Origin of the sequence: Methylobacter sp. sgz302048 (genome assembly GCF_052162025.1) — a bacterium.
In the GTDB taxonomy this organism is placed as follows: Bacteria; Pseudomonadota; Gammaproteobacteria; order Methylococcales; family Methylomonadaceae; genus Methylobacter.
The window spans coordinates 1032134-1054128 of sequence record NZ_CP197401.1 but is presented as its reverse complement, the minus strand read 5'-3'; the positions used below and the strand labels follow the sequence as shown (position 1 = coordinate 1054128).

The 21995-nt window shown below is 48.7% G+C and carries 19 protein-coding genes and 3 tRNA genes; 11 read left to right on the top strand and 11 right to left on the bottom strand.

Annotated features, from left to right (window positions below; translation table 11 throughout):
- Positions 1-27: 27 nt before the first annotated feature.
- A complete protein-coding gene (locus tag ACTNE6_RS05165; protein ID WP_442498845.1) occupies positions 28-534 on the bottom strand; it encodes a C40 family peptidase in 507 nt (168 codons plus the stop codon).
- A 245-nt stretch (positions 535-779) separates the two neighbouring features.
- On the opposite strand from ACTNE6_RS05165, the gene ACTNE6_RS05160 reads away from it, so the two are divergent.
- The 3 genes from ACTNE6_RS05160 (at position 780) to trxC (ending at position 3210) form a co-directional block, all read left to right on the top strand.
- Positions 780-1844 carry an NAD(P)-dependent alcohol dehydrogenase gene (locus ACTNE6_RS05160; RefSeq protein ID WP_442498844.1) on the top strand — a complete coding sequence of 355 codons (1065 nt, stop codon included), beginning with the start codon at positions 780-782 and terminating at the stop codon, positions 1842-1844.
- Between the two features lie 356 nt (positions 1845-2200).
- Positions 2201-2701 carry a HugZ family protein gene (locus ACTNE6_RS05155; protein ID WP_434484131.1) on the top strand — a complete coding sequence of 167 codons (501 nt, stop codon included), beginning with the start codon at positions 2201-2203 and terminating at the stop codon, positions 2699-2701.
- 77 nt (positions 2702-2778) lie between these two features.
- Positions 2779-3210, top strand: coding sequence for a thioredoxin TrxC (gene trxC, locus ACTNE6_RS05150; RefSeq protein WP_442498843.1), 432 nt, complete (start codon positions 2779-2781; stop codon positions 3208-3210).
- Between the two features lie 147 nt (positions 3211-3357).
- On the opposite strand, the gene ACTNE6_RS05145 is transcribed toward trxC, so the two are convergent.
- The 5 genes from ACTNE6_RS05145 to cysS form a co-directional block, all read right to left on the bottom strand.
- A tRNA-His gene (locus ACTNE6_RS05145) sits at positions 3358-3433 on the bottom strand.
- Positions 3434-3456: 23 nt separating this feature from the next.
- A tRNA-Arg gene (locus ACTNE6_RS05140) sits at positions 3457-3533 on the bottom strand.
- 4 nt (positions 3534-3537) lie between these two features.
- Positions 3538-3614 (bottom strand) — tRNA-Pro (locus tag ACTNE6_RS05135).
- 206 nt (positions 3615-3820) lie between these two features.
- Positions 3821-4450, bottom strand: coding sequence for a methenyltetrahydrofolate cyclohydrolase (gene fchA, locus ACTNE6_RS05130; protein ID WP_442498842.1), 630 nt, complete (start codon positions 4448-4450; stop codon positions 3821-3823).
- Between the two features lie 98 nt (positions 4451-4548).
- Positions 4549-5943 (bottom strand): cysteine--tRNA ligase, encoded by a 1395-nt coding sequence (gene cysS / locus ACTNE6_RS05125; protein WP_442498841.1) that lies wholly within the window; start codon positions 5941-5943, stop codon positions 4549-4551.
- Between the two features lie 186 nt (positions 5944-6129).
- Between cysS and ACTNE6_RS05120 the strand changes: the two genes are divergently transcribed.
- From ACTNE6_RS05120 to ACTNE6_RS05100, 5 genes are all read left to right on the top strand, one after another.
- On the top strand, positions 6130-6708 hold the full coding sequence (locus ACTNE6_RS05120; RefSeq protein WP_194969374.1) for a peptidylprolyl isomerase: 579 nt from the start codon (positions 6130-6132) through the stop codon (positions 6706-6708).
- Positions 6709-6784: 76 nt separating this feature from the next.
- Positions 6785-7510, top strand: coding sequence for a UDP-2,3-diacylglucosamine diphosphatase (lpxH, locus tag ACTNE6_RS05115; RefSeq protein WP_442498840.1), 726 nt, complete (start codon positions 6785-6787; stop codon positions 7508-7510).
- 459 nt (positions 7511-7969) lie between these two features.
- Entirely contained in the window at positions 7970-9823 is a 1854-nt protein-coding gene (locus ACTNE6_RS05110; RefSeq protein WP_442498839.1) for a methanol/ethanol family PQQ-dependent dehydrogenase, read from the top strand.
- A gap of 145 nt (positions 9824-9968) precedes the next feature.
- On the top strand, positions 9969-10445 hold the full coding sequence (locus ACTNE6_RS05105; RefSeq protein WP_434484138.1) for a hypothetical protein: 477 nt from the start codon (positions 9969-9971) through the stop codon (positions 10443-10445).
- 93 nt (positions 10446-10538) lie between these two features.
- The gene (locus tag ACTNE6_RS05100) at positions 10539-11408 is read left to right on the top strand and encodes a quinoprotein dehydrogenase-associated putative ABC transporter substrate-binding protein (RefSeq protein ID WP_442498838.1); all 870 of its coding nucleotides are present in this window, start codon (positions 10539-10541) and stop codon (positions 11406-11408) included.
- 45 nt (positions 11409-11453) lie between these two features.
- Here the strand turns inward: ACTNE6_RS05100 and malQ are convergent, their stop codons facing one another.
- From malQ to glgC, 3 genes are all read right to left on the bottom strand, one after another.
- Positions 11454-12914 carry a 4-alpha-glucanotransferase gene (gene malQ, locus ACTNE6_RS05095; protein WP_442498837.1) on the bottom strand — a complete coding sequence of 487 codons (1461 nt, stop codon included), beginning with the start codon at positions 12912-12914 and terminating at the stop codon, positions 11454-11456.
- 21 nt (positions 12915-12935) lie between these two features.
- On the bottom strand, positions 12936-14630 hold the full coding sequence (locus tag ACTNE6_RS05090; RefSeq protein WP_442498836.1) for a glycoside hydrolase: 1695 nt from the start codon (positions 14628-14630) through the stop codon (positions 12936-12938).
- A 96-nt stretch (positions 14631-14726) separates the two neighbouring features.
- Positions 14727-16007 carry a glucose-1-phosphate adenylyltransferase gene (gene glgC, locus ACTNE6_RS05085; RefSeq protein ID WP_194969367.1) on the bottom strand — a complete coding sequence of 427 codons (1281 nt, stop codon included), beginning with the start codon at positions 16005-16007 and terminating at the stop codon, positions 14727-14729.
- Positions 16008-16114: 107 nt separating this feature from the next.
- Here glgC and glgB point away from each other — a divergent pair, with 107 nt between their 5' ends.
- The 3 genes from glgB to ACTNE6_RS05070 are packed head-to-tail and all read left to right on the top strand — an operon-like array spanning position 16115 to position 20620.
- Complete coding sequence (gene glgB, locus ACTNE6_RS05080; RefSeq protein ID WP_442498835.1) at positions 16115-18292, top strand: 1,4-alpha-glucan branching protein GlgB; 2178 nt, start codon at positions 16115-16117, stop codon at positions 18290-18292.
- Positions 18293-18311: 19 nt separating this feature from the next.
- Complete coding sequence (gene glgA / locus ACTNE6_RS05075; protein WP_442498834.1) at positions 18312-19757, top strand: glycogen synthase GlgA; 1446 nt, start codon at positions 18312-18314, stop codon at positions 19755-19757.
- Between the two features lie 53 nt (positions 19758-19810).
- The gene (locus ACTNE6_RS05070; RefSeq protein ID WP_442498833.1) at positions 19811-20620 is read left to right on the top strand and encodes a hypothetical protein; all 810 of its coding nucleotides are present in this window, start codon (positions 19811-19813) and stop codon (positions 20618-20620) included.
- Positions 20621-20897: 277 nt separating this feature from the next.
- Here the strand turns inward: ACTNE6_RS05070 and ACTNE6_RS05065 are convergent, their stop codons facing one another.
- Both ACTNE6_RS05065 and ACTNE6_RS05060 read right to left on the bottom strand, forming a co-directional pair.
- Positions 20898-21197 (bottom strand): hypothetical protein, encoded by a 300-nt coding sequence (locus ACTNE6_RS05065; RefSeq protein WP_442498832.1) that lies wholly within the window; start codon positions 21195-21197, stop codon positions 20898-20900.
- A gap of 357 nt (positions 21198-21554) precedes the next feature.
- Positions 21555-21866 (bottom strand): hypothetical protein, encoded by a 312-nt coding sequence (locus tag ACTNE6_RS05060; RefSeq protein WP_194969362.1) that lies wholly within the window; start codon positions 21864-21866, stop codon positions 21555-21557.
- Positions 21867-21995: the final 129 nt, after the last annotated feature.

Sequence of the window (21995 nt, the reverse complement as noted above, 5' to 3'; positions counted from 1 at the left end):
ACTTTTTCTCAGGATAAAAATTCCAGTTTAGCGCCATTGTATGGGACGGCGTGCGCCAATCAAATGCTGGCGCCAGTATTGATTATTCAGACTGGATACCAACACTCTGCCGGTACGTTGACTGGGTGCATGGATGAAATTATTATCGCTGATATACAGGCCGACATGGGAGAACGGGCGGCCATTGGTGTTGAAAAAGACCAGATCGCCTGAGCTGAGATCATGTATTGAAATTGAAGGCAGCGACCGAGCCATCTCGCGTGTCGTACGCGGCAAAGAAAGACCCTGCCGTTCATAAACGTGTTTGATGAAGCCGCTGCAGTCAAAGCCTTCCTGCGGCGAGTCCTTGCCGTAGCGATAAGGCACGCCTTGCAGGCTTAGAGCATAATCCACAACCGGCGGCCGTTGCGACTGCATGGGCCTTGCGGGAGCGACCTTAGGCTCATGGGCGCAACCGGCAAACAAAACAGCCACCAGCACCAAGGCAAGCCGGATGGAAAAATACAGATTGTTTAACCCCGCGGAATTTTTCAATGGCTATTATGCTAGAAACAGTTAAAGATTGTTAACAGAAACCATTTATAACTAAATGATTACGCTATCATAGCTGAATCCAATTATGAGCGCATATAGTCCTCTTGAAAAATCTTTTGATGATTTTAAGAGCCTAAACTGTCCCAATTCTTTGAATTGCTTTATTGTGAATTGCAAATGTGTGCGGCAGTGCGCCGCTCGATACCGGCCGGCTTACACGAAAATCGCTAAACAGGAGCATTATTATGCAGAAAACTATCGGCTATGCTGCCCATGATCACCATTCTCCGCTCGTACCATTCCGCTTTGAGCGGCGCGATCCCATGCCGACTGATGTCCAGATCGAGATTTTATTCTGCGGCGTCTGTCATTCCGATCTTCATCAGGTTCGTAATGAATGGGGCGGTTCGGTTTTCCCGATCGTGCCGGGCCATGAAATCGTTGGCAAAGTAGCCGCTATCGGCAGCGCTGTAACGGATTTTAAAATCGGTGAACTGGTCGGCGTTGGCTGTCTGGTCGATTCATGCGGAACCTGTCCCGATTGCCATGATCATCAGGAGCAGTTCTGCGATGCAGCCACCTTCACTTATAACAGCCCTGATCCGCATATCGGCCACATGACTTATGGCGGCTATTCCAACCGGATCGTTGTCGACCAGCGTTTTGTACTGCATATCTCGGATAGCCTTGATCCGGCAGCGGCAGCGCCCTTGTTATGCGCGGGCATTACCACTTACTCCCCGTTACGGCACTGGCAGATAGGGCCGAACGACAAAGTCGGCATTGTAGGCCTGGGCGGGCTCGGCCACATGGCGGTAAAATTCGCGCGTGCGTTTGGGGCTCATGTCGTGTTGTTCACGACCTCAGCAAGCAAAATAGAAGATGCCAGACGTTTAGGTGCGCATGAAGTGGTCATATCGAAAGATCCCGAGGCGATGAGCAAGCAACGCGCCAGCTTTGATTTCATCCTGAATACTGTGGCCGCATCGCATAATCTGGATGACTACACGGCATTGCTCAAGAGGGATGGCACTTTATGCCTGGTGGGCGTACCGGATCACGCGCATTCCTCCCCGAACGCGGCCAATCTGATCTTCAAGCGCCGCCGCATTGCCGGCTCTCTCATCGGCGGTTTGAAGGAAACGCAGGAAATGCTCGATTTCTGCGCCCAGCACCAAATTGCGGCCGACATCGAAATCATTCCGATCCAGCAGATTAATCAAGCCTATGAGCGCATGCTGAAAAGCGATGTGAAGTACCGTTTCGTTATCGACCTGGCCAGTTTGAAGCGCGATGCAGAAAGCGGTTAGCCTTCTTTTTTCAACAAAAAGCAAATGACTGGACTAGAAATACATGCTTTCGAAACGGATATAGCTGAGGATTGTCTTGAATATATTTATTCCCCAATCAAAAAAACTTAAGTTTCGCTTATTTTTGAAACCGATATTTTTGGTAAAGTTCGAAGAAGAAAAACTTTTGATCATCCAGTTAACAGATTGATATTCGCCGCCGAGCCTGCTCAATAGTAAACAATACAGATGAAATACAACAACGGGCGTAATTCTGCAGTTAAATCAGTCTGACTCAATACTGCTCAAAAGACCATAAAAATTGGATGTAAAAAAATATCCGACAATGGCGAATACAAACATAGGACATGCCTGACATGAACGAATCCGAAAATCTTGACGACATAGCCCTTGATTGTCACAAACTGATTGCGTCTCAGCAGACATTATTGCTATCGACCGCTACAGCGAACGGCGCTCCCGACATTAGTTATGCGCCTTTTGTACAAGATCAGGCGGGATGCTTTTATGTCTTTGTCAGCGAACTGGCCAGCCATACCGCCAATTTGCTGCAAAATCCGCAGGCATCTGTGATGTTTATCCGTCCGGAATCCGAATCTCATAATCTATTTGCGCGCGAGAGGGCTGTATTTGGATGCAAGGCCGAGGAAATACCGCATGATGATGAAATCTACGCTGTCCAGTTGCAAGCCCTGAGCACTAAATTCGGCGAAGTCGTCAACTTGTTACGCTCACTATCCGATTTTCATCTATTTGCTTTGCGCCCTGAAAATGGACGATACGTAATCGGTTTTGGCCGCGCTTATATTATCGATATGAACGACGGAAGCGTCCGTCCCGTCAACTCAAAAACATAACTATAGCAGCGCATATTGATTTTCAGACGTGATGGCCTTATATCAGGCCTGTCTAAACTTTAAAGAAGATCTTCAGCATGGGCTCTCTGCATATTGTCTGCCCTTTTTGCCATACCATAAATCGAATTCCTTCCGAACGCCTGGATCATCATCCTCATTGTGGCAAATGTAAACAAATTTTATTCGCGGGACAGCCGCTGGAATTAAACGGCAATAATTTCCAACGCCATATTTCGCGCAATGATATTGCTGTCGTTGTCGATTTCTGGGCGCCCTGGTGCGGGCCTTGCAAGATAATGGCCCCGGCTTTCGCCCAGGCTGCGGCTCAGCTTGAACCTCGGGTACGTCTGGCCAAGCTCAATGCTGAACAGGAACAGGGCATTGCCGCTCAATTCAACATTCGCAGCATTCCTACGATGATATTGTTTAAAGCCGGCCGTGAAATTGCCCGTCAATCAGGCGCTATGGGTGCAGCAGACATTGTGCGCTGGATCAGCAGCCATGCTTAAACTCATCCTGGCCTATTGAAATAGGATATGAAAATGTGATTGATTGCAGAAATAATTGTGGCACGCACGGCTTGAACTCTACATTCAGCATGAGAGCTAAGAGTGTGTGCAAATAATGAAGGTAAAACTGAAAAATAAATTAGGGGATGGGGTGAACGATGGGGCTCGAACCCACGACAACCGGAATCACAATCCGGGGCTCTACCAACTGAGCTACGCTCACCATAATGTGGACTTCTCAAGAAATGGCGCGCTTGGCAGGACTCGAACCTGCGACCCCCGGCTTAGAAGGCCGGTGCTCTATCCGGTTGAGCTACAAGCGCAAATTGGTCGGGGTAGAGGGATTCGAACCCCCGACATCCTGCTCCCAAAGCAGGCGCGCTACCAAACTGCGCTATACCCCGACGACCTTCTTTGTTAATGGCTTGCTAAACTTCTCAACCACCCTTGAAGAGATGACTATGATAAGGGGGATTCCCTATCTCGTCAACCATTTTTTGATTATTTTTATAGTTATTTTTCAAATAAAACATAAGTCTTTGAAATTACAAAATTTTATTATCACATCCAAATCACACCCGACCGCCTGCACGACGGCCGAATTTGATGATTACAATTTGGTTTTAACAAGCTGATAAATCTCTTCAGCAGCTACATCAGCGCCTTTCATGATCTGTTCCAATTCCGCCAGCTTTGCCTCGGCAAAGTCTCTGTCCTTAAGACTGCCCGCGTTGATGCAGACATTCAGAGCCGCACTTTTTAAGGCTCCGTAACCGGCCATGGCAGCCACGCCGGCATCACTGATCACGCCCAGATTACCCTTTTCTGCGGCAATACGGCTTAATTCGATCGCTTCTCTACAAGCACGGGCGCAAGCCAAAGGCACTTCAGTCGCTTCTTTCAATACGGACTGAATGGCCGCGCTGCGCGCTGCCTTTTCCTCTTCTGTTTCTTTCGGCAAACCATAGGTAGCCATTAAACGATCAAAGACATCCACATCGGCTTTAATCATGGTGATCAGTTTTTCCCGCAGCGCTTCCGATTTCAACAGTAGCGCCTGCATTTCAGCTTCAACCTCGGCGTATTTGGGCTTGCCGATAGTCAGATTGCACACCATGCTGGTCAGAGCGGCCGACTGCGCTCCCATCACGGCGGCGGCACTGCCGCCGCCGGGCGTAGGCGCTTTACTGGCCAATTCATCAAGGAATGTCTGGACTGATTTATCTTTTATTTCGCTCATTACTATCCTTCTTTAATCATTAACTCTGTTTCAGGGACAAGCCATGTGTCCTGAGATGATATTTCGGCTTTACCGTGAGCCTAAATACTTTTGCTATATTATTCCCGACGCCAGTTCGTACCGCCCGGCACATCTTCCAGAATAATACCCTGTTCTTTTAATTCATCACGGATACGGTCAGCGGTTGACCAGTCTTTATTCTTTTTAGCCTCAAGGCGAGCCTGGATTTGCTGTTCAATCTGCTCATTCGATAAGCTCAAAGTGCTTGAACCGGCTATTGCCCCGCCTTTTAGAAAAGCATCGGGATCATCTTGCAGTATTCCGAGTAAACCGCTTAGATACTTTAGCGTAGCCGCCAACTGCACCGCCTTTTCCCGGTTGTTTTCCTTGACCTTGTTCAGTTCTCTTGCCAAATCGAATAATACCGATAGCGCGACAGGCGTATTGAAATCATCGTCCATAGCCTGTTCAAACCGTGCTTTGTAATCGGCTTCTATTGCCGCCTCTGCCGTCTCGACGCCGCGCAGAGCAGTATAAAGCCGCGTCAAAGCCGCTCCCGCCTCATCCAGATGCTCATCGGAATAATTCAATGGACTGCGGTAATGGCTGGAAAGGATAAAAAACCGGATGATTTCCGGCCGATAGCGCTGCAGCACTTCCCGAACGGTAAAGAAATTGCCCAGCGATTTGGACATTTTCTCTTCATTGATGCGCACGAAGCCGTTATGCATCCATAAATTGACAAACTTTTCGCCGGTTGCCCCTTCCGACTGGGCGATTTCATTTTCATGATGAGGAAACTGCAGGTCCATGCCGCCGCCATGGATGTCGAAATGATTTCCCAGGCAGCAGGTCGACATGGCTGAGCACTCGATATGCCAACCGGGACGCCCCAGGCCCCAAGGGGATCCCCAGGCCGGCTCATTCGGCTTGGCCATTTTCCACAATACAAAATCCATCGGATTCTGCTTGGCCAGATCCACATCGACGCGCTCGCCGGCTTGCAGTTCATCCAGGTTCTTGCCCGACAATTGACCGTAATCTTTGAATTTATTGACTGAATAGAACACATCACCATTGCTGCCGACATAAGCCAGTCCTTTAGCCACCAAGGTCTCAATCATGGCGATAATCTGCTCGATGGATTGTGTGGCTCTGGGCTCGATATCGGGCGGCAGCACCGACAGCGCGCGCTCATCCTCATGCATGGCCTCGATAAAACGCTCTGTCAGCTTGCCGAATTCTTCGCCGTTTTCATTGGCACGCTGAATAATCTTGTCATCGATGTCGGTAATATTGCGCACATAGGTCAAGTCATAACCCAAATGGCGAAAATAGCGTGCAACCGTATCAAACACGACCATGACGCGGGCGTGGCCGATATGGCAGTAGTCATAAACTGTCATGCCGCAAACATACATGCCGACCTTGCCGGCTTCGCGCGGCTGAAACAATTCTTTCTTTCGAGTCAGGGTGTTATATATTTTTAACATTGAGTTACCATGCCATATCGTTGAAGAATCCGCCCAAGTGCCTGTAATCGACCTCTACAAGACAGCCAGCCGGATGAAATTTATGTAGATTTATAAACAAAACCGCACAATTTACCAAGCACATACTTCTCTTTCAAGATAAAAACACATAGAATCTGCCCTTTGCATCACCCACAAGGAAAATCCATGCGCATCCTTATTCTTTCCATGATGCTGTCTCTAACAACACTTTCTTTTGCTAAGGAAAACAAAATGCCTGACACACAACCAAAAGTTAAATTAACGACGACACTCGGCGAAATCGTCATTCAGCTGAATTCTGAAAAAGCGCCTGCTTCATCGGCAAATTTTCTGACCTATGTTAACGAAGGCTTTTACAACGGCACTATTTTCCATCGCGTCATCCCAGGCTTTATGGCACAAGGCGGCGGCTTTGATACCAGCTTCAACCAAAAAGCCACCCATGCACCTATTAAAAACGAAGCCAACAACGGTCTGCCGAACAGCCGCGGCACTATCGCCATGGCCCGTACACCAGACCCTGACTCTGCAACTGCGCAATTTTTTATCAACTACAAAGACAATTCATTCCTGAACTACACCAGCCCTACGCCTAATGGCTGGGGTTATGCCGTTTTTGGCGAAGTGGTTGAAGGCATGGAAGTAGTCGACGCCATGGCCAAGCAACCGACAGGCAATCGCGGCCCGCATCAGGATGTACCTAAAACCGACATCGTGATTGAAAAAGCTGAAGTCATTAAATAATCGCCAAACCAAGAGGAATGACTAGAAGCCCAAGGCAAAACCTAATACTGCCTTGGGCTTTTTGCACTATTTCTTCATGAATAAAGACATCCTATTCATATCAGATCTCCATATCTCTCTGGATAAACCTGAAATCACGCGCCGATTTCTAGACTTTCTTGAACAGCGGGCCACCAAGGCGAAAGCTATTTATATTCTGGGTGATCTTTTTGATGCCTGGATAGGCGATGACGACCCTACTCCGCCCAACAGCAAGATTCGGAAACATCTGAAGCAATTGGCCGGTTCGGGCGCGAAAGTCTATTTACAGCAAGGCAACCGCGATTTCCTGCTGGGCGATAAATTCTGCCAGGAGACCGGCGTGACTTTGATTGATGATTATGCGGTTATTGATCTTTATGGCATGTCTACCTTGCTCACACACGGCGATTTGCTCTGCACCGACGACCTGCCCTATCAGGCTTTTAGAGCCAAATCACATACGCCGGAATGGAAACGCTATGTCTTATCGAAACCGTTGCTCCTGCGTTTACTGATGGCGCGCTGGTACCGTTTTCGTAGCCACTTTCATAAACGTAAAAAAACGCAGGAAATCATGGACGTCAATCAAGACACGGTAGTAACCGTCATGCGGGAACACAACTGCTTGCGCCTAATTCATGGACATACTCACCGGCCCGGCGTTCATGACTTCGAAATAAACGGTCAGCCGGCCCAACGCTTTGTACTTTCCGCTTGGCGAAGGGATGCGGCCGAGGTGTTGTGCTGGAACCGCAATGGTTATCGCATAGAAACCATTTAACCTAACGATTAAGTTAAATAAGGACTGACATTCAGATCTAGGTATCGACCTTTATTAGATTTCCTAGTCAGGTGAGGCTCCGCTAAATTCAAGCCCATCAATGCAAGCCAATCGCAAAAGCAGGCTGTATATCGAGATAAAGTTGCCACGTACGCCAAGCCGACATTCTCAAATAATCATTGAGTTTCCAGTATTTTTATGGGATATGTGTTTTATTTTGAAGAAATTAACATTGACTACTTTCCGTAATTTTATCTCAGACAAGCACACAGAAAAGACCTTATAATCACCTTAAAAGTTGACTTTTGGGGCAAAATCATTAAATTTAAGCACCTGGTGTGGCCAGGAAAAATTCCTTTTAGAATAAGAAAAGTCACCCTAATGCTTTAAAACTAATATTAGTCTTAAAAAACATAATCAGTATTCTGTCTAATTAGCAGAATATCAGGAGAAATATATATGAAGAAGCCTTTAAAAAGTTGGCTGCTTGCTTCAAGTGTGGCTGCTATATTAGCTGCGCCGGCAGTTTCAACTGCTAACACCGAAGTTGAGAAATTGACTCAAAACCCAGCTAACTGGGCTACTTGGGGTGGCAACTACGCAGGTACTCGTTACAGCAAACTGAATCAGATCAACGTTAACAACGTTAAAAATCTGCAACCTGCATGGTCTTTTTCTACAGGTGTATTACGTGGTCATGAAGGCGGCCCACTGGTAGTTAATGACATTCTTTACATCCACACGCCATTCCCTAACACTGTTTACGCGATTGACCAAAAAACTCAATCTGTAATTTGGGAATTCACACCTACACAAGATGCTGACGTTACTATTCCGGTTATGTGCTGCGACACTGTTAACCGCGGTTTAGCTTATGGTGACGGCAAAATCTTCTTGCAACAATCTGATACCGTTTTAACAGCTTTGGATGCTAAAACCGGTAAACGCGTATGGAGCGTACAAAACGGCGACCCTAAACTGGGTATGACCAACACGCAAGCGCCATTAGTTGTTAAAGACAAAGTTATAACTGGTATTTCTGGTGGTGAATTCGGTGTTCGTGGTTTCTTGGCCGCTTATGACATCAGAACTGGCGAACTGGCTTGGAAAGGCTACAGCATGGGTCCAGACGGCGATACGCTGATTGATCCTAAAAAGACAACAACCTGGAAAGACGGTAAAGTTACTCCGGTTGGCGAAAACTCAAGCACAAGCACTTGGGAAGGCGACCAATGGAAAATCGGCGGCGGTACAACCTGGGGCTGGTACAGCTACGATCCTAAACTGAACCTGGTATATTACGGATCAGGCAACCCATCTACTTGGAACCCTGTACAACGTCCTGGTGACAACAAATGGTCCATGTCTCTGTGGGCTCGTGATGCTGACACCGGGGAAGTTAAATGGGTTTACCAAATGACTCCTCACGATGAGTGGGATTATGACGGTATCAACGAAACAGTTCTGGTTGACCAGGAAGTCAAAGGCAAAATGCACAAAACTATCGTGCATTTCGACCGTAACGGTTTTGGCTACACGTTAGATCGTGAAACTGGTGAATTGCTGGTTGCTGAAAAATTCGACAAATCTGTTAACTGGGCTACCCACGTTGACATGAAAACAGGTCGTCCTCAAGTTGTCTCTAAATACTCTACCGAACAAAACGGTGAAGACGTAAACACTGAAGGCGTTTGCCCTGCTGCATTAGGTAGCAAAAACCAACAGCCTGTGTCTTACTCTCCTGACACCGGCCTGTTCTACATCTCTGGCAACCACTTGTGCATGAACTATGAGCCATTCGAAGTTTCATACACAGCTGGCCAACCTTATGTAGGCGCCACATTGACCATGGAACCTGCTGGCGCAGACGTTATAACAGGCAAACCTGATGACTCAACCAACCTGGGTCAATTTACAGCGTATGACGCTAAAACCGGTAAAATCGCCTGGTCTAACAAAGAGCAATTCTCTGTATGGTCAGGTTCTGTTGCTACAGCCGGCGGCGTTGTATTCTACGGCACTCTGGAAGGCTACCTGAAAGCGGTTGATGCTAAAACCGGTAAAGAATTGTACAGATTCAAAACACCTTCCGGCATCATCGGCAACGTTAATACCTGGGAATACAACGGCAAACAATACGTTGGCGTTCTGTCAGGTATCGGCGGCTGGGCTGGTATCGGTATCGCTGCTGGTCTTGACACCGGTGAAGAAAACTCAAACTCTGAAGGTTTAGGTGCTGTGGGCGCATACAGAAGCTTGAGTTCTTTCACTAAATTAGGTGGTACATTAACTGTATTCGCATTACCTAATTAATAAATCGATCTGATTTTTTAGATTGATCCCAAAAGCCCTGGCCGATTACCGGTCAGGGCTTTTTTTTGCTGTTCCGTTTCCTAAGCTAGACATAATATAAACCTGAGCTATAGTTAGATTTTTCTATCCCTTATAAGGAAATTCTATGTCACCGCAATATGCATTCGATCAATTAATGAACGAATTCAATCTGCGCCCTGCCGATTTTTATTTTCTGGATTTGATGCCATTGATTGAAATCATATGGGCCGATGACGATAATCAGCCAGGAGAGTTAAGACTTCTCTATAACTTTCTTATCGAGCATATTGCCTTCTTGGACCGCATAGCAGGCATTCAGGTAGTCACTTCTGAAGATGCCGATGCTTTTCTTGATCGCTTTGCGCATAACCGGCCTTCGTCCCGCTTGCTGACAGAATTGAGATCAATTGTCTCTAAGGCAGTGCCCACGCATAGACATCCAACCATTTTTGAATACTGCCTGGACATCGCCGCGGCCTGTACGACCCAGTATCCTTACGGATTAAGAGACAGAATTATTGATGAAGAAAAAAAGCTATTAACGAAAATCTTCGCCGAACTTAACATTAAGCCGGATACAATTCTGCCTGACCAGGTCTAAATACCTGCATTGAACTAACTTTTTGTTTAAATAACAATTCGTTATACAGTAAACTAGTTGTTCTTATTGTTCAATTTACACAAGGAGAACTTAATGCGGGCTTCGCATCAGATTCATAGAGTACTTGCCGGGTTATTTTTAACCGCAATGACGTTTTCGGCCGCAGCAGAAGAAAAATTCAAAGTCTGCGCAGATCCACTGAACCCGCCTTATTCGACTAAAAGTCAGGACGGCTTTGAAAATAAAATCGCCGAACTGTTCGCCAAGGAACTCGGACAGACGCTTGAATACACATGGCTTCCTCAACGTATCGGCTTTGTTCGCAATACCTTGAACGCGCCATTAAAAGAAAACGATGCAGACAGTAAAGAGTTTAAGTGCGATGTCATTATGGGAGTTCCTGCCGACTATGACCTCACGTCAACGACAGTGCCCTACTACCATTCAACTTATGTGCTGTTGATTGCCAAGGGCCGCGGCTGGGATGACATAAAGGATGCTTCTCAGTTGGCCGATCTTTCGCCGGAGCGTCAGGAAAAATTGCGGATTGCCATGTTTGACCGCGGCCCAGGAACAGCCTGGCTGCAGCAAAACGGCCTGCTTGACCAAGGCATTCCCTATCAATCCATGTCAGGCGATGCGGAAAATAACGTAGCCATGCAGATGCTCAAAGATCTGAACGCGAAAAAGATTGACATGGTTATTCTTTGGGGCCCGATGGCCGGCTATGTCATTTCCGAAAGCCCCAAGAACAGTTATACGATGATTCCGATGCAGTCAGCCCCCGGCATGAAGTTCGACTTCTCGATGGCGATGGGCGTGCGTTTTGGCGATAAGACCAGACAGGAAACACTCAATAAACTGATTGCCGCCAACGCGGACAAGATTCAAGCGATCATTAAAAGCTACAACGTCCCTTTATTGCCGATACCGAAACAGGTGAAGCATGAAGATGATGATTAAATTATCCTGATAAAGGCAAAGGCGACCTCTCAAGGTCGCCTCGTCTTAATTACGATTGAACAATTTAACAAGATGAGCCAATCTGGCAGCCCGCTCATGTGACAACTGGTCCCACTGGAAACGCCATTGCCAATTGCCTTCAACAGTGCCGGGAACGTTCATCCGATGACTGGAATCCAGTTCCAGAACGTCCTGCATAGGAACGATCGCCAGATTGGCGACCGAGGCCAGCGCGGCGTGTATCAGAGCACAATGCAGAGGCATTGAGGGATTGCCGAGATATTCGTAAGCGAATCTTCTTTCCTCCTCGCTCAATGCTTGCGACCAGCCTAAAGTCGTATCATTATCGTGAGTGCCGGTATAAACCACGCAATTTTTTTCATAATTGTTCGGCAGATACGGATTATCAGGTCCGCTTCCGAAAGCAAACTGCAGAATCTTCATACCCGGCAGCCCAAATTCATCGCGCAGTTCCACGACTTCCGGGGTAATCACGCCCAGATCCTCAGCAACCAACGGAATTGATCCATGTTCGGCTTTTATGGCGTTCAGCAGCTCTTCTCCTGGCGCCTTAACCCATTGACCATGAATCGCCGTCTCCTCCTCGGCCGGTATTTCCCAGGCAGCCTCAAGTCCTCGAAAGTGATCTATACGTAGAATATCGAACAGCTCAAGCTGGGTATGCATACGCTCAACCCACCAGCGGAATCCGGTGTCCTTAAGATATTCCCAGTCATAATGAGGATTTCCCCAGCGCTGCCCCTTGGCGGAAAAATAATCGGGCGGCACGCCTGTCACTACGGACATTTGACCGGACTCGTCAAGTTTAAAAACCTGACGGTTAGCCCAGACATCGGCACTATCGTAAGAGACGAAGATGGGAATATCGCCGAACAACAGCACGCCGCGCTGTTTAGCGTAAGCCTTTAATTCCAGCCATTGCCTGAAAAAGACGTATTGTTCGAATTTGGTTTTCTCAATTTCCACGTTCAGGCGTCGGCAGGCTTCTTTGATCGCTTTTGTATCTCTTTCCTTGAAGTGCTCCGGCCACTGAATCCAGCACAGCTGATTAAACTCATTCCTGAGCGCGATAAATAGGGCAAAATCATTGAGCCAGAATGCCTGCGTCTTGCAGAAACGCGCAAACTGCTCCTTCTCCTGTGGATCGGCACGCTCCAGAAACCCTTGAAGGGCCATTGCCGTCAAGTAGGTTTTGTCGGAATTTGAAGCGTTTTGATAGTCCCGCGCGGATAATGGCAGCCAGCCTTTATTGGCCAGCCAATCCATGTTAATAAATAACGGATTGCCTGCATGCGCCGATAAGCACTGATAAGGTGAACGATCCGCATGGGTCATGCCCAAGGGCAGCGTTTGCCATACGGTGATGCCGGCATCCGCGAGAAAATTGACAAAATGATACGCTTCCTGACCCAAATCCCCCTGAATGCCGCCGCCTGGCAACGACGAGATATGCAATAATATGCCGGCACGGCGTTTGTTTAACATGTCATTCCTGTTTAGTATTTTTTAGATATGTTCAATACCGGGTCGCATTGCGCCGCCCATAGCCGGAGCGCCTGAACCCTGTGTAAATGACATAGACAGATAAGCCGGCGGTTCCTCACCTAATAATCTGTACAAATTGGTCAAATTAAGCCGGAACTGTTTTTCAAAGTTACTAACCGCTTCTCCGGGATTGTAATCGCCAAACCACCAGAACCAGTCGGAGCCTTCGCAGACAGCCAGCTGAAGCTCGGCCTTGAGCACCTGATCGTCAGTCAGGCGTCCTGTGGAAATAACCTTATCGAACGCCCATTTCGCATCACCGAGCATATCCCAGCCTCGATTTTTATCGGAATCCCCTATCCAGGTCGAGAAAGTGCCATAGACCCAACTGCCGGCCACCAGTCTGGGCAAAGGCTTCACATCCACTTTATTTTTCAAGCATTCCGAAAAAGTAGTTAACTCAATTTCCGGATGACTGGATAATCGTTTATACAAAGCGCTGAGAAAATAGTAACCGTTAGCAGGAAAATATTCCCAGGCGTTTTCGCCATCCATAATGATAGAAACGACCGTATCCCCCGGCTCATGCTTGGCAATATTTTCCAGATGATGGATCAAATCGCTGACCGCATCATCGGCATGCCATTTGGAATACTCAAAACCGATCAGGTCGGATAATCCGTCATCACGGAAAAAACAGGCAATATCGGTATTTTGAAGCTTAAACGGATGATGTATGCTCGGCTTTTCCGCGCCCTCAATCAGATTTAAACTGTTATGCGCCACTGAGCCGCCGCTTGCGGCCCAGTCAAAACCGACATCATCCAGTATTCTCAACGTCTGTTCGCTGATACTGCCCTCCGAAGGCCAGCATCCTTTCGGCTTAAAGCCAAAAAAGCGTTTAAAGGTCTGCACGCCTTTTTCAAGATGCCATCTGACTCGCTCTTCTCCGCCCGGATAAGCATCCAGTTCCGGCAGCGGCGCATGAGGCATGGCCTCATGCGTAGAATTCAAATCCAGCAAAAGCGGCATGATCGGATGCGCATAAGGCGTTACCGACAGCTCAATCTGGCCTTTTCTGGCCAATACCTTATATCTCAGAATGACGTTAGCCAACTGCTCGCCTATGATTTCCAGGATTTCCAGTCTTTCATGCAGCGTATAACCGGCACCTTTTTCTATCAAGCGCTTTACTCTGATATCCCCTAACTTGACGGTTTCTCCTATCCAGGCCAGGTGATACCAGACCAGAATGTCGCTAATAAATTGAGAATTGACGTAATTTAAAGACTCATAATGGTGTTCAAGCCACTCGGCCATCTCAACCAGCTTTTTAAATGCCGGGTAACGATTGATTTGCCGCTCCCGATTGGCGCGCATGCAATCCTTGATCAATTTCAAGCGAGCTTCGGGATCGGCAGGGATGCTGGGTTCAACCAGCGCCGCCAATAGCGGGTCAGTAATTGAAATACCGTCGTGCAAATAACTGCTGACTTGCTTGGCATAGTCCTCTATCTGTTCCAGCAGGATAGGCGCAAAATTTACCACGGCCTTGGCTTGGGGCGCCGCCTCCAGATGCGCCGCCATATCAACGTAGTCTTTAATCACATGCAGATACGTCCAGGGCAGTTTATATTCGCCGGTTTGCAAATCTCTGTATTCCGGCTGATGCATGTGCCAGCACAATACCAATTTCAATTTCTTTTTATCAACCATAATGTCGTCCGCTTTGTCCTTTACTGTCCGGCGTAATCAAAATCACCTCATCTGAAATATAAAATGTTTCTTCTCGAGACCTTCACGACACTTCGCCTATCTCACGTAGTGTCTTCGAAGCCCCAGCATATCAGGCGTCACTAAAACAACCCCGCCGGGGCTGACATAAAATCTTTTTTCATCTTCTTCCCTGTTTTCGCCGATCACGGTGCCTTCCGGTATTTCACAGCCTTTTTCTATAATGGCTTTCGTGATGCGGCAATGGCGGGCAATATTGACTTCAGGCAGAACAATCGTGTCTTTCAAGGTGGTATAGGAATTGACCCTAACATTAGAAAACAGCAAGGAATGCCTGACTGTCGATCCGGAAATAACACATCCGCCAGACACCATGGAATCGACGGCCATTCCGCGCCGCTTGTCATTGTCAAAAACAAATTTGGCCGGCGGCGCCTGTACCTGGTAAGTCCAGATCGGCCAGCTCTTGTCATAGAGATTCAGATCCGGCTTAACGCCAATCAACTCCATATTAGCGGCCCAGTAGGCATCTATCGTACCCACATCGCGCCAGTAACTTTGCTCACCGCTTTGCAAATCCAGGAACGGATAAGCATTGACCACATATTTATCAATGACGGACGGGATAATATCCTTGCCGAAATCACGGCTTGACCCCCGCGTATCGGCATCTTTGATCAATTGTTCATACAAAAACGCGGCGTTGAAAATATAAATCCCCATCGATGCCAGTGCCGTATCGGTTCTGCCCGGCATGATCGGCGGGTTTTTCGGTTTTTCTACGAACGACTTAACGCGCCGGTTGACATCGACGTCCATGACACCAAAAGCCGTCGCATCCTGCAGCGACACTTCGATGCAGCCTATCGTTAAATCGGCATTTTTTTCGACATGATCGGCCAACATGGGGCCGTAGTCCATTTTATAAATATGATCGCCGGCCAGTACGAGGATGAATTCAGGCCTGCGGCTACGCAGAATATCGATATTCTGGTAAATCGCATCGGCAGTCCCTGCGTACCAGGAGCCTTCCTCATGCCTTTGCTGGGCCGGCATCAGGTCGACATACTCGCCGAACTCGCCGCGTAAAAAACCCCATCCCTGCTGAATATGGCGAATCAAGGAGTCGGCTTTGTACTGGGTCAGAACGCCTACTTTACGGATGCCGGAATTGATACAGTTGGACAGCGGAAAATCGATGATCCTGAACTTGCCGCCGAAAGGAACAGCGGGCTTGGCGCGCCAATCCGTCATATTCTCCAATCGCGAACCACGACCACCGGCTAGGATTAAAGCAATGGTATTACGTGTTAAATGACTGACAAAACGATCATGATGCTGATTACTGGTCGCTGACATTTTTGATCTCCATGTGGAATAGGCTCACAACTGTTATTTAATTTTTGGTAATATTTACGCATTCATTATCACGAAATCATTATCTTACTATTCCGAGGGCATTCAAAGTGAAAAAGCAGTCGACCAGTACGCTTGACTCCGATTCTATTAAAATCATAGAAGCCAGGCATCATGACCCTTTTTCTGTTTTGGGCCGCCATCAAAAAAACAAGTCAACTCAGATTAAAGTCTACCTGCCTTACGCCGAATCAGTGCGCTTGGATAATGATGGCCCTGCGTTCCAGAGAATAACCGGTACGGACTTTTTTGAATATACCGCCGAAAGTGAAGAATTACCAAAACATTATAAGCTCTCCTGGATAGATAAGGACGGCTATGCGCACGAGAATTACGATCCGTATGATTTTCCTGTGCAGTTATCGGAGTTTGACCGGCATTTATTCGGAGAAGGCCGCCACTGGCACATCTATCAGAAACTGGGCGCTCACTTGCATAGCACTGACGGCATTGAGGGCGTGCTATTCGCCGTCTGGGCGCCCAACGCCGGCCGGGTCAGCGTTATCGGCGACTTCAATCTGTGGGACGGCCGCTGCCACCCGATGCGGAACCTAGGCAGCAGCGGCATCTGGGAGCTATTCATACCGGGCCTGACGACCGGCTGTTTATACAAGTTTGAAATAGTGAACCGGCAGAGCAATGAAGTTCTGATCAAGACCGACCCTTATGGGCAGCAATTTGAATTCCGCCCCAAAACGGCATCCATTGTCGTGAATGAAAAAGGCTATGCCTGGCAGGACCACCAATGGATGAACCAGCGCAGCACAAGCCGCGATTGGCTGCATGAACCCATGTCGATCTATGAAGTCCATCTGGGCTCGTGGAAACGTGATCCTCGAGGCAATTTCCTCAATTATCGTGAACTGGCGGCACAGCTCGTCGACTATGTGAAAGAAATGGGCTTCACCCATATTGAACTGCTGCCCGTGACCGAACATCCTCTGGATGCGTCGTGGGGTTATCAAACCACCGGCTACTTCGCGCCGACCAGCCGCTACGGAACCCCCGATGACTTCCGCTATTTCATCGACACTTGCCATCAAAACAACATAGGCGTCATCCTGGACTGGGTGCCTGCGCATTTCCCCAAGGATTACTTTGCCTTGGCCCGCTTCGACGGCAGCGCGCTTTATGAGCATGAAGACCCGCGCAAAGGCGAACACCGCGACTGGGGCACGCTGATCTATAACTACGGCCGCAACGAGGTAAAAAACTTCTTACTGTCCAGTGCCATCTTCTGGCTGGAAGAATTCCATCTCGATGGCCTGAGAGTCGATGCCGTCGCCTCGATGCTCTATCTGGACTATTCTCGCGGCCCGGACGACTGGATTCCGAACATCTATGGCGGCAACGAGAACCTGGAAGCCATCGACTTTCTGAAAGAGCTCAATACCGTCACGCACGACCAGCATCCCGGCACCGTCATCATGGCCGAGGAATCCACTTCCTGGCCGCAGGTGACGCGGCCGACCTGGACCGGCGGGCTGGGCTTCTCCATGAAGTGGAATATGGGTTGGATGCACGACACTCTGGCCTATATGAGCCAGGAACCTATCCACCGCCAATATCATCATGACCAGCTCACCTTCGGCATGCTTTACGCATTTACCGAAAACTTCACCTTGCCTTTCTCTCATGACGAGGTCGTGCATGGCAAAGGCTCTCTGGTCAACAAAATGCCCGGCGACGAATGGCAACGCTTTGCCAATCTGCGGCTGTTATATACCTATATGTACACCTACCCGGGCAAAAAACTGCTGTTTATGGGCTGCGAATTCGGACAAGGCACGGAATGGAATTTCAACCGGGCTCTGGACTGGTATGTGTTGGATTATGCGCATCATCGCGGCGTGCAAAAACTGGTAAAAGACTTGAACACACTCTATAAAGATCATCCGGCTTTATACACGCATGATTTTGACCATCACGGGTTTGAATGGATCGATTGCCACGATGTACAACAGTCCATCATCAGTTACCGCCGCAAAAGCGATCATGAAGAACTGTATATCATCCTTAACTTTACCCCGGTCGTCAGGGAACACTACCGGATCGGCGTTCCACAAGCCGGCACTTACACTGAAATCTTCAATTCCGATTCCACCTATTATGACGGCGGCAACGTCGGCAATGGCCAGGTTACCTCGGAGCCTATAGCCTGGATGAATCAGCCTCATTCCATCAGCCTTACTTTACCCCCTTTAGGAGCCATCATCTTAAAGCCATAAAGGATTGCAAAAACAAGCTATGAAAAAAATACTTTTTGTCACCAGCGAAGCCCACCCTTTGATCAAAACTGGAGGCCTCGCTGATGTTTCAGGCAGCCTGCCCAAAGCACTGGCCGAGTTATCGCAAGACGTACGCCTGGTCATGCCCCATTATCAGGCCATCAAAACGCATGGCGATGTCCGCTTTCTTTGCTCCGTGCGCGTCGATAACCGCGATGTCAACATTCTTGAAACGCGCATGCCGGATAGTCCGGTCATCGTCTGGCTGGTCGATTATCCCGAGTTTTTCGATTATCCCGGCAATCCTTATCACGATGAGCAAGGCAACGACTGGCCCAACAATGCCGAACGTTTCGCCTTGTTTTGCCGCATTGCCGCAGAAATCGCCATGGACCGGGCTCACCTGAACTGGAAGCCCGATCTCGTGCACTGCAATGACTGGCAAAGCGGTCTGGTTCCGGCGTTGCTATCCCTGGAACACGACCGGCCGGTTACCGTGTTCACTATACACAACATGGCTTATCAGGGATTATTCCCGAGCAGCAGCACAGCCCCATTGAATTTACCGGGCCAGTTATGGCAGCCTTACGGGCTTGAATTCCATAGTATGTTGTCTTTTATAAAAGGCGGCCTGGTTTATGCCGATCGCATTACCACGGTCAGCCCGACTTACGCCCAGGAAATTCAAACACCGGAGCTAGGTTACGGCCTTGAAGGACTTTTGACTTATCGCAAGGAGTTCTTAAGCGGAATTATCAACGGCATTGATGCCGAACAGTGGAATCCGGCAACCGATCCCCTCATTGAGCAGCACTATCAGGCCGAATCGCTCCAGGACAAACAACTCAACAAATTCGCCCTGCAGAGAAGACTGTCGCTGCCGGTTGACGAGCATGTTCCGCTCATTGGACTGATCAGCCGTTTGGTTGAGCAAAAAGGCATAGACCTGTTGCTGGAGTGTCTGACCGAAATGGCCGCCATGCCCTTGCAATTTGCACTGCTCGGCAGCGGCGACAAGGTCTTTGAACAACGACTGCTGAATTTTGCGCATTCATATCCCGACAAGATCGCAATCACTATCGGCTATGATGAATCGCTGGCCCATCTTATCGAAGCCGGCGCCGATATTTTCCTGATGCCGTCACGGTTTGAGCCCTGCGGCTTGAATCAAATGTACAGCCAACGCTACGGCACTTTGCCGGTCGTCCGCAAAACCGGCGGCCTGGCCGATAGTGTCGTTGACGCAGTCCCTGAGACAATCGGCAATGGCACGGCCACTGGCATTGTTTTCAACGACGCCAGCGCCGGCTCTCTGATGGAAGCGATCAAGCGCGCGCTGATTTTATACAGCATGCCCGACATCTGGAAAAAACTGCAGATTAATGCCATGAAAAAAGATTTTTCCTGGCAGCGCAGCGCCGAGCAGTATCTGGAATTATATCGGAGCATCTCGCTCCATCCTTGAAAAGGCGGCCATCCCGGCCGCCTTTAACCGCTTGTTAGCCCGTGGAGGTTGAGTTGGATACAACACGCCTGCTATTGATCTTCATGCTGCTGTCGGGCAAGCTCGCCCTGGCGGAGCAAACCGTTATTGAAGTGATCCCGCTGGCTAACCGGCCAGCCTCCGAGATACAGCCCCTACTCGAGCCCTTGTTGGAATATACCGACCATGTGATTGCCAACGGCTCCAACCTGGTGATCAAAACCACGCCGGAACGGTTGACTGAAATCAGGGCGCTGGTCAGCGAACTGGACACCCGACTGAACAATCTGGTCATTACCGTTATTCAAAGCCGGCAGCTGACCGTCGACGAGCTCAACGCAACGGCCAGAGTCAGAATCAGCGGTCCGATCGATGATCCATCAAAAGCCCGCGCCAGCGTATATGGCCACTACTCTCAAAATCAGAATCAGTACGCCAGCGAAAGCACGCAAACTATTCGGACCCTGGAAGGCAATACGGCTTACATTCAAGCCGGCGACACGTATCCAATGGAAAACGTGCAGATCTACGATTCGGGCTATGGTCCTACATTATCCACCACGACCGAATTTATCGACACGACGACGGGCTTTGCCGTCACGCCAAGGCTTGCAGGCGAACAGGCCATTCTGGACGTCTCGCCCTGGTCGGACAAACTCAACGCGCGCGGCCAGATGGAAATCCAAGGCGCACAAACCACAATTCGGGTCAAACTGGGCGAATGGGTGGAACTGGGCGGCATCTACGAAGACAACCAAAGCAGAGGCGGTGGAAATTTGGCCCGCAGTCAACAGAACGGCCAAAACAAACTGCGTATTTTTGTGAAAGTCGACAAGACCGATTAGAAAAAAGCGCTGGAACATAAAACCAAATCAAATCTGGACATCTACGGCTTAAGTTACAGCAAAAGCGGTCCATCGATTAAAAATAATCCGTAAGATAAGCAGATTGCAGGGCGGCTACGAGTTTGCCCGCATCTGCTCGAGCGGGTTAGCGAACAGAAAGGTGGCCAGCAACACAGGACTCCAGCGATTGAATACCGCCTTCCGCTCAGCATCAGCTAAGCGCGCTCGACGTGTCCTATGAAGTGCACAATCAAGAACGATACCGCTGTCAATGATATTATTGACCTTCGGCGCCGTTGATCAAATCGTCGCCATTGCTGCCGCCGCAAACCGCTTCATTCCCGCCGAGTTCATCGGCAGAATCGCCGTCCCCCAGCTCGAAAATGGCATCGTTATCTTGCATATCGTACTGAAGGTCGGACTCAGCATTTTCCTCTATTCCTTCGAGAGGCGGAGATCCGGAACAGCGAAAATCCACTGCGACATCCGCTTTTAGAATGGAAGCACTATTCGGTTCTATTCCGTGAGATGTAATAGCGTAAAAAAACAGTATAGCGGCCAATGTATAAATTTTCATAACCTAACTCCTCTTTTCTTGCGCAATCACGCCTTACCTTAACTGTTGCCCCTTCCTCAAGTCATGCCGGCTGGATTGGAGCTTTAGCGAAAGACCGGCCCTGGTGACGTTCAGACCTCTCTTCGTCAGTCACTTATTGCAAGCCAATTGTGATATTCGGACGGTTCAGGAGAAATTGCCGGGGCAAAGTGATCTAAAAACCACGACGATTTATTCCCATATGGTTCGAGGCAGAACTTTAAAACAGGCACGAAGCCCGCTTTATTTTTACCACAATTAAAAATACTGCGAAAACAAAATTAAGACTTACCTGTTCTTTATCCTTTTCCTACCCAGAGAAGATTGGGATGAAATGGGCTAAAAGAAAGCTATTTTTAAAGCCTGTGAAGGCGATTTGGTTGCTATCACAAGCCTAACACTTAGGCTGTGTTCGTCTTCCAGCCAGCTCTGCAATTCCTTCAGCGTCATCGATAGGCTATGTGCTAGCTGTTCCTTGATAGCCGCTTCATACGGCTCCAGCCGCGAGCATTTGCAGCCGCCGGAGGGCTCGCCCTGGACGGCTCCAGTTTCACGCCATAAGACGTGCATCCTGCAGACGAAGGCCAGGCTGACCCCGTATTGCAAAGCCACGGTCCGCACGGTGTGGCCTGCAGCAGCGGCTTCAGCCACACGGCTGCGTAAATCTTCTGAACAAGGTTGGCATGATAAAAAACTGGCTTATAGCGTTTAACAAATGGTCAGTTTATAGCCTATATCTAAACGATAACTTCCCTAGCCTCAATTCATGGCTTACCTGCT